7 protein-coding genes are annotated in these 14620 nt (G+C 37.8%); 5 read left to right on the top strand and 2 right to left on the bottom strand.

The annotated features are described in order from the left end of the window. Positions 1–3: 3 nt before the first annotated feature. The 5 genes from AOG26_RS15745 to AOG26_RS15765 all read left to right on the top strand — a co-directional run bounded on the left by AOG26_RS15745 (position 4) and on the right by AOG26_RS15765 (position 10375). Positions 4–1020 (top strand): ComEC/Rec2 family competence protein, encoded by a 1017-nt coding sequence (locus tag AOG26_RS15745; protein WP_054563384.1) that lies wholly within the window; start codon positions 4–6, stop codon positions 1018–1020. Then, entirely contained in the window at positions 1017–5099 is a 4083-nt protein-coding gene (locus AOG26_RS20880; RefSeq protein WP_200907873.1) for a hypothetical protein, read from the top strand. Before AOG26_RS15745 ends, AOG26_RS20880 begins: the two co-directional genes overlap by 4 nt. 264 nt (positions 5100–5363) lie before the next feature. Beyond that, positions 5364–5645 (top strand): Imm27 family immunity protein, encoded by a 282-nt coding sequence (locus AOG26_RS15755; RefSeq protein WP_054563385.1) that lies wholly within the window; start codon positions 5364–5366, stop codon positions 5643–5645. 404 nt (positions 5646–6049) lie between these two features. Continuing rightward, positions 6050–8545, top strand: a complete 2496-nt coding sequence (dgt, locus tag AOG26_RS15760; protein WP_054563386.1) for a dGTP triphosphohydrolase — start codon at positions 6050–6052, stop codon at positions 8543–8545. 564 nt (positions 8546–9109) lie between these two features. Then, the gene (locus AOG26_RS15765; RefSeq protein WP_054563387.1) at positions 9110–10375 is read left to right on the top strand and encodes a sensor domain-containing protein; all 1266 of its coding nucleotides are present in this window, start codon (positions 9110–9112) and stop codon (positions 10373–10375) included. A 174-nt stretch (positions 10376–10549) separates the two neighbouring features. On the opposite strand, the gene AOG26_RS15770 is transcribed toward AOG26_RS15765, so the two are convergent. After that, a complete protein-coding gene (locus tag AOG26_RS15770; protein ID WP_054563388.1) occupies positions 10550–12247 on the bottom strand; it encodes a diguanylate cyclase in 1698 nt (565 codons plus the stop codon). Between the two features lie 136 nt (positions 12248–12383). After that, complete coding sequence (katG, locus tag AOG26_RS15775; protein ID WP_054563389.1) at positions 12384–14597, bottom strand: catalase/peroxidase HPI; 2214 nt, start codon at positions 14595–14597, stop codon at positions 12384–12386. Positions 14598–14620 lie beyond the last annotated feature (23 nt).

A 14620-nucleotide genomic window follows, 5' to 3' on the forward strand; every position in this document is an offset into this window, starting at 1 on the left:
ATTTTGGCTCTAGTTATTACAATCTTTAAAGCAAACTACGGGGATGCTTTTTTAATTAAAGAGCTTTCTTCTGGTAAGCAATTCATAGTTGACTGTGGTTTTAAGTTGACTTATAGACAACATATAAAAAAGAAAACAAATTCAGTTGATTTTATTATTTTGACTCACTCTGATGAAGATCATATTAATGGGGCTTTCCCATTATTAGAAGATTATCCAGAATACTTTTCATTAAATAAAGTTTACGTTAACTCACCTGAATCTATTTCTGTACCTAGAGTCGCCGGTGGTATATCAATAAAACAGGCCAATTCATTGTTTAAATTGTTAAATGAAAAGGCAGTACAATTTGAAGGCCTAACGCAAGGAGAAGTATTAGAGATTTCGGATGACTTCTCATTAGAAATTATTTCTCCAACTAGTGATGACTTAGAGTGTTTTCATAAAAAATTTATTGAGGAAATAACTAGCGATTTATCTGATAAAAAAGAGACTGATATATCATCGAATGTTGCCACAAAAACTATTACAGAATGGGCTGAGTTACCAGACTCGTTTCTGAAAAAGTCCGACGATATTGCTAATACAAGTTCTATTGCTTTCATCCTTAACTATAAAGATAAAAAAGTACTGTTTTTAGCTGATTCACACCCAGAAGTAATTTCAGACTATTTTCAGCAGCAAGGCTTTAGTTCCGAAAAAAAGGCTGTATTTGATTATATCAAGTTATCTCACCATGGCAGCGCAAAGAGTATTTCAAAACGTTTAATCAGTATGGTTAGCTGTAATAATTATATTATAAGCACTAATGGTGGGAAGGCTAGGAGCAAACATCCAAGTGTTGAGACAATTGCGAAGCTAGCAATTTTAGTCGATAGGAATAAGAATGATGAAATTAACTTTTATTTTAATCATTCAGTTTCAGCTATTGAAACAAGAAATGGTTCATTATTAAGTGAAAATGAACGCCTTTTATATAAAATAAATTACATAGAACAAAATGAGATTACATTGACATGAATCACTTAACATTACTGCCCTATACGACAGTTCAAATCTCTAAAGGACCTATCTATCTGGGAAGTGCTGTACTCGTAAAGGTCAGGAATGCATTTTATGTCTTAAGTTCTGCCCACGTTACTTTTGGAGAAGGGTGTGAGCAATATAATGATGAACTTTGCTCTACATTAACTTATAAAGCAGAATCTGAAAAAATAGAAAACTTAACTTTTATTAAAATGTTAGGCAATCTCGAAATATTTAAGACTTATGACATTATTGCTATTGAGGTTGACGTTGCTCTAAATAACGAAGGTTTCCCAGAGATATTTTTTACTATTGATACAGATAAGCCTGAGCTGGAGTTTATTTTTAAAGGTAGGGTGAAGTCTGAAAGTGGAAAAACTTATTCAATAAGCCCCTGTACCAAGAATAGTACTGGGGGTACTGATATACACTTAGAAATACCAGCAAAATTCTACACTGATTTTAAAGGCGAAACAGGGGCTGAAGTGCTGCAAGGACTTTCTGGTAGTGGCGTATTTATTCACGATAATAATTCAGACAAGGCTTTTCTTACTTCAATAGTAAAGTCTGTTAGTGACGATAATTTTGTGGGTGTTAATTGTACTTGTATATCTTTATACAAGGAGCATTTAATTCCTGAAATTGAGCTGATAGATTATGAGAAATATGCAATTGAAGATAATGCCAATTATCATATTAAAGAAAAATGTACATCAACAAATGTTGAAGTAGAAGAACTAACTCGCTCGATTTTACAAAGTTTGCAATCTCAATTAATGCCATCTTCTCTATCTGGTAATACAGATATTGCTTTATCACATATGTCACCTCTAAGCTTAATAGAAAGTGTTCCACTTCCTACAGCAATAGCGACGAGACAAAAACTAATTGATGGTACTGTTTATTCGCTTGAAAACAATAACACTGCTTGGTTGTTTGGAGCAGCTGGCGTTGGAAAAACGGTTGCGGCTAAGGTGGCTGCAAAAAAAATAGGAGGTAGTTGGGTAAGTGTTAATCTAAGAGGATTGAACTCTAAAGAAGTTAGTCAAATTCTAGTAAGTTCTTTAGCTGACCTGCAACACCGAGAAATTACAGGAATCCTTATTGATGACTTTGATTGTGATCATACGCCTATGATTCATGAGAGGCTGTTAAACCTCCATGGTTTTTGCATTAAAAGTAACGTTTTTATACTTTTTACATCTTCAAAATCAATAGATGTAGATTTCCTTTCTTCAGCTAATCTACTTCATGAAGTTGAGCAGAAAGTTGATGATTTCTCTGAGGAAGATATTAAAGAAATTTTATTAGCGTTGGATGTTACAGAGGATTACTGGGCTCGATATATTTATTTATCAACAGGTGGAGGTCATCCACAATTAGTTACTGCAATGATCCACAGTATGAAAACAAGTAATTGGAGCATTGAAGAGTTTTGGACCCTAAATTCTTTGCTACAAAAAAATGATTCTGTAGAAAAAGTTAAAAAGAAAACAAGGGAGCGATTACTTCATGAGCTTTCACCAAGTGCGAGAGGGCTTGTCGAGCGAATATCACTAATTACAGGAAAGTTTGATAGGAATTTGGTACTTGATCTAGCTTTAGTCTCTCCTAAAGTTACGGATGCAGGAATTACTTTTGATCAACTTATAGGTGCTTGGGTCGATCAACATGAGGGGAACCGTTTTTCCTTATCTCCTTTGTTGTCTAATTTTGCAGCTGCAACTTTGACTAAACAACAACAGAAAAAATTTCAATGTGAAATAGCAGACTCAATTCTCCGAGCAAGAGTAATAGACCCTATCACCATGAATAGTGCTTTTTTTGCTGCATTTGCAGGTGAAAATGCTAGAGCACTTACGTTATTGAGCTGTTTAATCATTACATCTGAGCTAAGTGACCTACAAATTATTGCACCACACTTAATAATGTTCACTTTTTTTAATTCAGAACAATTGATATTTGAGCAAGACTTAAACGTAAATATTATGCTACGAGGCTCTCAACTTTTACTTTTAGCATGCCTTGAAGACAAAAAAGAGAGTTACTTAGAAGCCTTTGAAAGATTTGAAATAGAAGCTGATATGGCTGATGTTCAAAAGTCTGGTAGTGCGGTTTTGGTTCGTATATTAATTTATTCAAAACTCTTAATGTCTCGGCCGAAGTTTGGAAACTTACCAAACTGGGAATTAACAGTAACCAAGTTAGATTCTCTATTTAAAAATAAAGCTGATTTACTTCCTTCTTCAATACCCCATAAAGAAATACCGATAGAAGTAGATGGAAATCCATCGATAAGTATTTTTATTATGAATCAGATTAGTCAGATAAAAAAAATAGAAGAATTAGTCACACTATTTAAATTTATTGATTCATGTGACGTTGAAACCAGAGATGATTTATTTAGAACTATAACAAAAATCGATTCTGATATTGATGCACTCGTTAGAGGGGCATGGTTAAGCGAGTATGATAACTGTACTATCGATTGCGAAAAACATTCAGCTATTTTTGCTGAACTTGAGTGTTTTGCGAATAGCTGGGGAAATGATGATTTAGCTACTACTTGTGTGAAATTCTCAGCTGTTATTTGGGATGAAACAGGCAATAATTATGATAAAGCTCTTGAGTTAATTGAAGCTGGCCTCAGGAAATATGGGAGTTTAAATAATTGCTTACTTAGAGCAAAAGCATTAGTTCTTTATCATAAAAAGGATTACGGAGTAAGTCTGGAAATTTCCAAGAAATTACTAGATGGTAAACAATCTAACCTTCAAAAAGGCGATGAGGTTTTTTTCTTGAGAAGAGCGGCAATTTGTGCAGAGTATGAAGGCGATTATACTTTGGCTTATCAATACTTTCAGCAGGGAGTTGATTTTTTAGATAAAGTTAATCAGTCAGAAAGCTTACCTATGAAAATAGGACTTCAAGCAGATTCTGCGATAGTATTTTGGCATGCTGGAAAGCGAAAGGAAAGCCTTCAGAAACTAGCTGCATTATTTGAATTACTGGAAAGTATTGATCCAAAAAGTTCATTAAATGCCGCTCATTGTCATGCAGTGTCTCGACATATTTTATTATGGCTACTACAGGAGGCTAAAGAGCAAAAGCAGTTTTTAAATGATGGTGGAGATGTAGTTATATTCCCCGGAATTGTTAGTAATCCAGATCCTAGCAAAGATATAACTAAATACGTGTTAGCACCAATTGAATTAGCTTGGTATATGTTAGCCTCTATAGAGAATTATTGTTTAATAGATGCAGGTATATCTTTAAAACTGGATGAACACTTACCTAATGGAACAATCGTTGACGGCGATTGGATTTTGAGCTCCTCTAAATTAGATAAGTCAATTATAGAGCCTAGCGGAAAATCATTAGTAAATGCACTTAAACACTTCGTCCCTCACTTAAGTCTTGTTATTGATGAAGGAAATAGAGAAAAATCCGTAGACATCAACTTCACATATCAAACGTTACCAGAAGCAACAAATGATGACTTCATAAAACATAGCGGTATTATAGAAAACTACATACTTGCATTTGTTACAAGCTGTGCATTACAAACCAAATGGGATGAAGTTGATAGGTTTGTTAAGTACCTTTCTATGGAGTCTGTAATGTATATTCGAGATGAATTAATAAGCATACTTAAAGGTCGCAATATAGAAGCAACTGATCCCCTTATAAATAATACTAAATTGATAATGTCTTTTAAGTATCAGCATCAAAGAACACCTATTGATTTTATCCGTGGAACTTTTTATTGCACACTAATATCTGTACAAGTAGGTATGGAGTTGAAACAATCCGATTTGATATCGAAATTAGCATTTGAATCACTAAAGAACAAATGGTTAGCTTTTGTGAGAGTCTTTGGGGGGTCGCTAGAAAAGTTAGCACTACATTTTTCAAATATAGATAAGGCTTTGTCAGTAAACGACTACTTCTGGACTAAGAATGTATTGTATTTATTGAAAGCAATATTACCTACACTATCCTTTGCTAATGAGGATGAATTTAAATCCAAATTGGACTTATTGATTTGGAAGCAAATGAATAGGAATAATTAGTTCGACTTTTGGATATTCCTAGACCTGAGTTGTTAGTGTGTTACTACGGGTAAACTTTATTGTAAAAAATGTTCCTGCGGGCAAGCTTTATTGTCACTACACAGTTGTTAGTTGCTAGGGGAAAGATGTTAGTGGTTAGTGGTCAGGTCACAGGCGCTAAGTGCTAGGTTAGCACTTGCTTGTAGGTCGTGCTTTAGCGCGCTGGAGGGATTTGTAATCCGAAACTGAAAAGTACCAGAAGAACAGTATTTAGGTTGATAAGACATGAATCTAAGGAAAGATGAAAACAAATTAATCGGTAAGCATGTTTTTTTAAACGGTAAGGTTGTGGCAGATGAAACGGCACAGCGAATTGATTATTTAAAGAATAACGTATTGTTAGTCGTTGCATATTCCGATGATGGATGGTCAACGTTACTACGAGATCCTACTGATGGGCGTCTTTGGGAGCTAGTCTACGACGACTCAGGCTCTCATGGCGGAGGAGCACCGAGTTTGATTCACTTAACGCTGGATAATGCGAAAAACAAATACAAATTCAAGTAAGAGAATTAATGAACAGCTAACGCTGTCGAATTAAAGCCTCGCACTCGCGGGGCTTTGTTCTTAATAAACAGAGACTCAAAGAAGAAACTCGATATCTTATATTTGCGCCTAGACCCAAAACTAGCACCAAGCACCTAAACTAGACAATCATGAGGTTACCCATTTATTTTTTCATGCATATGATTGGTGATAAGTAGTTAAATAAAACCATTAGAGTTAAGCTAAATTATTTTCTGACGCCATGGGCGAGGTAGTGGCAAAAGAAAGACCTGATCCTATGAGTTTTATTGTTAATTTTCGTGAAAATTGCACACTTAGGTAAGGTTGTTTGATATGAGCTTACTCGATAATACAATTTAATGTATGATTCCATTGAAATTTAATTATGAATCATGGAGAGTAGTATGGTCTGGGAAAAGCAATTAAGACTCAGAATTCAATACTTAAGAAATCAAGGGTTTAAAACCTTAGAGGAAATTGTTCCTTATTGCGAAGGTGCTTCTCCTAGTGATGTAGAAATGCAAATGAAGGAGATGGGAGATAATGGTAAAAGTGAAAATATTGCTTCTTTGGATTACAGGAATAAGTTTTTCTTTAATTTACCTGCACCTAACCCTCTCTATTATCAATGGTGGTATACGCTAGGTTCACAAGAAGAGTTTGTTGGTAAAGTTTTAAGCTCACATGATAATGCTAAGGTTTTATGTATTGGAACCCCAACCATTGCTTCCGCACTCAACTCTTATGGAGTAGATGCCACACTTCTAGACATTGATCTTGATATAATCAATTTATTTAAAAAAACTTACGGGGACAAAAACGAAAGTCAGCACTATGATATTTTTGATGAACTTCCTCAAGAACTTCATAATAAATTTGATTTAACTATCATTGATCCTCCATGGTACAAAGAATATTTTGAAGCTTTCTTATCTCGGTCTATTAAGGCAACTAAAGATGGAGGTTTAATTTATTGTTCTATTCCTCAAGTTCTTACCCGGGCAAGTATTTCTGACGAACGAAAAGAGTTAATAGAATGGTTGAAAGGTAGTGGTCATGAAGTACTTTGTATTGAAAAGTCATCCTTTAAATATATTGTACCTGAGTTTGAAGGTATTTCATTTAAAGAGAAAAAACTAGATATGTCCAGCCAGCCTTGGAGAGCTTCTGACCTTCTTGTTATTCAGGTAAAGGGTAATAAAGAATTAGCATTTTCAGGGGGGAGAAATAATTTAATACGTAGTTTCTCAAGAGAAGGCAGTCAGTCAATCTTTCGAGTTTTTTTAGAAGAAAAAAATATAGTAACCGGTGTGGGCCCTCGACGTTCTGAGGGGTTTAAAGAAAGTATTAGTCGGAGAGAACATAAAGAGGAAGTGAATGTTTGGACTTCTAAAAAAGATGGTTTTCAATTTGAAGACTTGAATGTGGTAGAAAATGTGCTTTCATGTTGGTCTGATGGGAAATCGAAGGCAGAAACTATAGAGGCTCTTCAACCTGAATATCAAGAAATAAAGAATATAGTTGAAAAACATGATGAATTGCTGGAGTTATGGAGTCGACATGCGGATGGTGATGTCCGTCGAACAGCCAGAAAAATAAAAGAAATAAATGATTCTTCTCATAGCCAGTGGGCTTCTCAACCAAGTGCTAGAGAGTATGGAAGTAAAACTGATGGGTTTCGAATTGAGTTTCAACGTGATCGAGATCGAGTAATTTGGTCAAGTGGTTTTAGAAAGTTAGCAGATAAAACCCAGCTATTCCCATTAGATCAAGATGAGAATTTAAGGCAGCGCTTAGCTCATAGTATTGAAGTGATGCAGCTTGCTACAACAATATCAAACAGTTTTGGTTTGAATAATGATTTAGTGGAGGCTGGTGCCTTGGCACATGATGTTGGTCATACACCTTTCGGCCACGCTGGAGAAAATGCTATTGATCGCTTGTTTGTTGCTCTTGGGGTTGCGTGTGGTTTTAATCATTATGAACATGGGGTTGATGTAGTTAGGTATTTAGAAGGATCCTATCAAAATAGTGCTTTTGAAATTCATAACGGGCTAAATCTTACACCAGAGGTTTGTGACTGTATTTTAAAGCATACCTATTGTCATTCTGGCGGTGTGGGGAGCCATAAAGATGTTTGGGATAAATCTAAACATAAAGAATATTTGAAATGTTCGGGTTTTAGTCACCTTGAGGGACAAGCTGTAAGAGCTGCGGATAAAATATCGTATTTACTGTCTGATATTGAGGATGGAATTCGTTTAGGAGCAATATCTCATCAAGACCTTATGTACTGCAGATTATTTCACCGCTCTCCAATCGATTTCAGAATGAAAAGCGATGATATTCTTTATCTGAAATTTATTGAGCAGCGGGGAGCTATAATTAAATTATTGATGGAAGATATCATTCTTGAGTCATCTAAGCGAATTAGTTCATTAACTTCTATAAATGAAGTTCGGAATGCTGATGATTATTGTATTTATCATAGTCGAGAGATTATGGCTGATATGAGTGAAATTTGGGAAAAGATACAAGTAAGAAGGTTGCATCGCGATCCTAGGGTCATAACGGCTAACTTGAAGGCTTCAAAAGTTGTAACAGAGCTTGTAATTCTTTTCACCTTATTCCCAGAATACATTGATGAAAGATTTCGTAAAGAGCATGAACGGCTGAGGACTTCTGGCTATATGAAACATTATGAGTCAGACTGCCCTAAAGTAAATATCCCTGCAAACTTTACTTCATTTCTGCCTTTGAACTTCATGATAGACTTTAGTACGGCAAAGCTAAATGGGATACCAATATACGACTTAGTAATTGCAAAAGACTACGTTGCTAGTTTTTCCGACAATAAATGCAATCAATTGCACCGAGAGTTACTAACTAGTAAATTTTGATTTTGTATAAATGTGATTGTTGATAATGTAAGCTTCATTTTGAAGTTTATATTATCAATTTTAGTGAGTAACTGGGATTGTTATTTATTCCGTGCTTTCGTATAACTGCTTACTATGAACTTAAGTTATAAAATAAAAAGCAGCTTTTCCTTCCAGTGAAGTTCTCACTTATTTAGTTAATTGCTTAGAGTCATATATTTTCTTATTATTCAGGGGAGTGCTTTACCTCTGTGTGATCGTCGTCAATTTGCAACTATCAAGTGAGCTGTCAAATTCATTTAAGCTTATGTAGCTGTATACTGCAGGTAACAAAGGTTTTTCAGAGAAACATATTGTTTTGCTTACATGTAATTTAATTTCTGCACATACATTTATTAGTGTTATATGGAATAAAGATGGAGTCGTACTGGATAAGTTGGTTACTAGACACTAGCATCACAAATGACGCCCTACATAATTTTGATAGCTGATAGCTGATAGCTGATAGCTGATAGCTGATAGCTGATTTATAGTCTATTATTTCATTTTACTGAGTAGTAATAATGTATTGGACTCGAGTTGCCCATGAAACTTAATGACGTACAGATGTTTGTTAATCCTATTTATCGGTTAATAGAAATTACACCTATCCCTGTCATTGTTTCCTCGCCTAGCGGCAAACTCGAATATGCAAACCCGGCACTAAAACAACTATTAGGTTACGAAGGCGATGAGGTGTACGCTGATGATGTTGTTATAACTCATGCTGATGACAGAGAGTTAAATAAAGCTATTCGTGCAAAGCTTAATCAGTTTCCTGAGCAGCCATTACAAATCGAAAAGCGTTACATGCATAAGTTGGGTCATGCTATTTATTGTCAGCTGAATATTGTTGCCGAGATGGATAATGACGGTAATGTTGTGCGTTATATTTCGCAAATTATTGACTTAACAACAGTCAATAAAGAGGCGGCCGCGGATATTTTGCTGACCCATTTGGTTGATAAATCGAATGATGCCATCTTTGTTGCAAACCCTCAGTTTGGTCAAATCCTTAATTGTAATCAATTTGCTTATAGGTGCTTAGGTTATGAAAAGGAGGAGCTTTTAAAACTAACCATTCCAGACATAAACCCAGACTACGATACCAAGGCTAAATGGCAAGAAAGGGTGGCGCGTGTAAAAGCTCAAGAAACCACTATTTTTGAGTCGAGCTTAAAACAAAAGGATGGCCAGGTTTTTCCAACTGAAGTGAGTGTGTGTCATATCGACCATCAAGGGAAAAGCTATCTTCTTGCGATTGTGCGTGACATTTCAGCTCGAAAAAATAAAGAGCAGGCTTTGATTGAGCTTGCGAATCTTGACCCGCTTACTCAATTACCGAACCGTCGTTATCTAGAGCAATTATTAAATGATGTATTTAGTGAAAATGGTGATGTGGCTGAGGGAATGGGCTTTATTTATATCGACTTAGATGATTTTAAACAAATCAACGATCAGCATGGTCATGCACTAGGCGATGAAGTTTTGGTATGGGTTGCAAAGCAACTTAAAGCTGCCGTCAGAAGTACCGATTATGTGATAAGAATGGGGGGAGATGAGTTTTTAGTGACTATTTCAGGCGTAACTAACACGACGATTCTGAATCGCTTGGCACATAAAATTGCGGATCAATTTTCAGCCCCTTTTAGTTGTAAAGGTAAGTCAATTGAAGTCACAGCAAGTATCGGTGTGACAGCGCATTTTCTCGGCGATGGTGTGTATGCAGCAAACCAGCTAATTGAAGAAGCGGATGCGGCTATGTACCAAGCTAAAAAGCAACCCGGAACAACCATCATTCATTTCAGCTAATGGTTTTAACGCCTAAAGTTGCTCTGAAATTTGAAACTCGAAACTTGCACCTAAAACCTAGCGCTAAAAATTGTCGCCATAAATGGCGACCTACATAATACCGCTTACCGCTTACCGCTTACCGCTTACCGCTTACCGCTTACCGCTTACCGCTTACCGCTTACCGCTTTTTCTCTAAGCAGCCACTTCAACACAATTACGGCCGTTATTTTTTGCTTTATACAATGCTTTATCGGCAATGGTAAGAGTTTCTTTCACGGTTGTTGAAGCATGGCCAACGCTATGTACACCAATACTCACGGTAAATTGCACGGTTTGCACTTCATCAATGGTGATGTAGGTTTCTTGGGCTTTTTGGCGAATTCGCTCGGCAACTTGCTTGGCATCAAGTAGGTTACAATTAAGTAGTAACACAAACTCTTCGCCGCCGTAACGACAGGCTATATCAGCAAGGCCTTGCTCTGAGGTGAGTATGTTGGCAAATGCGATAATGACTTTATCGCCAACATCGTGGCCGTATGTGTCGTTAATGTTTTTGAAGTGGTCGAGATCAGCAATTAGTAGGGTTAACTCTTGCTGATTGCTTGCCATAGCAGCAATGAGTTCTTCACTTTTTCTGTCAAAGTAACGGCGGTTGTAAAGGCCAGTCATAGGATCTGTATCGACCAAGCGGTTGAGCTCAGTTTGCTGCGCTTTAATTTTTTCGAGGCTCTTAATTCGATAAGAAAGAATAAACGCCATCATTAACGCTTCGAGCAAAATACCTATGCCAACACCGTGGCTATTAATCACATTTGCGTCGCTGATCCCTTTGTAATAGAGCACCGCCAGCATATTGAAAATAACGAACATAGAGTGGCCGAGCAAAAAGTATTTTGCCAGCGTATTACCTTTGCGCCACAGCGAAATAGACACTCCAAATGTCACCGTCATCATTAAAGCAGCCAAGCTGCTAGCAGGTTTTAAGGCACCTACAATATCGAACAAGCTATAGATAAAGTCAGCTACCAGTAAGAACAAAATAATCGACAGCGCGATATGTTCTTTAGGGTAATGCTTTTTGGTTTCGAAAATGAGCATTACAAAAATTACTAAAAAGCTTGGCATGCTCAGTAAGTTAGAATTGAGCTGTAATAGCTCAGCACTAAAAATACCAAAGAAGTTAGCAGCAACACCATAAGATAGCGCCACCCAAACCGTGCCAGAGATAAGATATAGGGCGTAAACAATGTTCTCGATTTTACGTGCCGATAAATACAAGAAGAAGTTATAAATCATTAGCGCTAACATCATCCCAACAAGTAGCGCAATGTAATTGCCATTCCCGACAAGGGCTCGCTTTGAATGCTCTTCATCAAAAATAGCTAATGCAAACCACTGATGTGAAAAGGTCACGCTTTTTATATAAATTGTTTTTTGCTGGTTAGGAGCAATATAAAACGAAAACACGGCACTGCCACCAAACATGTTGGCTTTAGGCCCTGTTTTATCAAGTTGAATAACCGATTGGTTTATCAGTTGTCCTGATTGTGTTTCGTAAAAGCTGACTTCTTCTAAATGATAGGCGTCAGGGTTATGCACAAATAAGCGTAGGGTATCGCTGTAGCTATTTTTTATTACTATTTTTGACCACGTCGTTTTAGCGTTGGTGCCTAAAGTAAGCTCGTTTTGACTGTTGATAAAATTTTGCTGCTGAACTTGTGAAAGTGGCATAGTGCCTGTGCTATCAATAAAATAGCTCATAGCAAATTGAGTGATGTCAACGCTACGTTGATCGATATTAACAATCGGGGAGTTTTCGGCACGGCTTTGGCTAGTCATGCTTAGGCATAATGAGTAGAAAACAAAAAGCAGTAAAAAGCGCGCAATCATCCCTAATGCCTGTGTCCAAATAAATATAATGATAAAGTTTTATTTTTAACGTAATCCGCTGCCTTGTCGAGTAAAATATCAACGAAAATAAAAAAAGCCGCTAATTTAGCGGCTTTGTTGGTTGCGAAAATAAGAATTAACGTAGGTCGAAACGATCTAGCGTCATCACTTTAGTCCATGCTGCTACGAAGTCATCAACGAACTTTTGTTTAGCATCGTCAGAGGCATACACTTCAGCAATTGAACGTAGCTCTGAGTTTGAACCGAAGATTAAATCTACTGGTGTTGCTGTCCACTTAAGTTTGCCTGACTTACGGTCACGGCCTTCGTAAACACCTTCCTCAGAAGACTTAGACCACTTCGTTGACATATCTAATAGGTTAACGAAGAAATCGTTGCTTAATGTGCCAGGTTTTTTCGTGAATACACCGTGTTTAGTTTGGTCAGTATTCGCGTTAAGGGCACGCATACCACCTAGTAGTGCTGTCATTTCAGGTACTGATAAGCTTAGTAAATCAGCGCGTTCAACTAACATTTCAGCCGGTGATTTCCATGCTGAGCTGTAGTAGTTACGGAACGCATCTGCCGTAGGCTCAAGTACTTCGAATGATTCAACGTCAGTCATTTCTAATGACGCGTCCATACGGCCAGGCTTGAATGGTACTGCGATAGAGAAACCCGCGTCGCTTGCTGCTTTTTCGATTGCAGCCGCACCACCAAGAACAATCATATCTGCTAGTGAAATTTCTTTACCGCCAGATGCTTTTTTGTTGAACTTAGTTTGGATTTTCTCAAGTTTGCTAAGTACTTTAGCCACTTCTTTAGGGTTGTTTACCGGCCAATCTTTTTGCGGAGCAAAGCGAATACGTGCACCGTTTGCACCACCACGCATATCTGTGTCGCGGTAGCTTGCTGCTGATGCCCAAGCAACACGCACTAGTTCAGATACAGATAAACCTGAATCTAAGATGCTAGCTTTAAGTGACGCGATATCTTTGCTATCAACTAGTTTGTGGTCAACCGCAGGGATGTAGTCTTGCCAAATTAATACTTCTTCTGGCACTAAGTCACCTAAGTAACGAGCACGTGGGCCCATATCACGGTGGTTTAGTTTGAACCATGCTTTAGCAAATGCCAGTTCGAACTCTTTCGGGTCGTTTAAGAAACGCTCTGAAATCTTACGGAACTCAGGATCTGCTTTTAACGCGATATCAGTTGTGAACATGATAGGCGCATGACGCTTACCTTTAATGTGCGCATCTGGCACGAGGTTAGACGCTTGACCATTTTCAGGGATCCACTGAGTCGCACCTGCAGGGCTCTTAGTTTTAACCCACTCAAAGCTGAATAAGTTTTGTAGGTAGTTGATTGACCAACGTGTTGGTGTCACTGTCCATGCACCTTCAAGACCTGACGTGATGGTATCTTCTGAGTGACCTTTACCACATTTGTTTTTCCAACCTAAGCCTTGCTCTTCGATACCTGCTGCTGCTGGCTCTTTGTCTAAACACGTTGCTTTTTTCGCACCGTGTGCTTTACCAAAGCTGTGACCACCGGCGATTAGCGCAACGATTTCTTCATCGTTCATTGCCATGCGGCCGAATGATAAACGAATGTCTTCTGCTGCTAGAAGTGGATCAGGGTTACCGTGCGGGCCTTCTGGGTTTACATAAATCAAGCCCATCTCAACTGCCGCTAATGGACCTTTAAGTTTGCCCTTTTTGTCACGACGTTCGTCAGTTAACATTTTGCCTTCAGGACCCCAGTATACGTAATCTGGTTCCCAATCGTCTTCACGACCACCTGCATAACCGAAGGTTTTGAAGCCCATTGATTCAAGTGCAACGTTACCTGTTAACGCCATTAAGTCAGCCCAAGAAATGCTGCGACCGTATTTTTGTTTAATAGGCCAAAGTAAACGACGCGCCTTATCAAGGTTCGCGTTATCAGGCCAGCTGTTTAATGGGTCGAAACGTTGTTGACCACCGCCTGCGCCACCACGACCATCAAAAGTACGGTACGTACCTGATGCGTGCCACGCCATACGGATGAAGAACGGACCATAGTGACCGTAGTCAGCAGGCCACCAATCTTGAGAATCAGTCAATACTTTCTCAATATCAGCTTTCACTGCGTTTAGGTCTAACTTTAAGAATTCTTTTTTGTAATCAAAGTAAGGACCCATAGGATCAGACTCTGCGCCATGGGCACGAAGTTGGCTAAGATCTAATTGCTCTGGCCACCAGAATTGGTTTGATTTGATGTCGTTTGTAGCTTGTACGCCTGTTGCCACCAACAGTGATACCGCAACAGCTACTTTAGACAAAGCTGACGTTGATTTCTTAAACATTGTGTTGTCTCCAGTTAGAAGTT

It is taken from the genome of Pseudoalteromonas sp. UCD-33C (assembly GCF_001306895.1).
GTDB lineage: Bacteria > Pseudomonadota > Gammaproteobacteria > Enterobacterales > Alteromonadaceae > Pseudoalteromonas.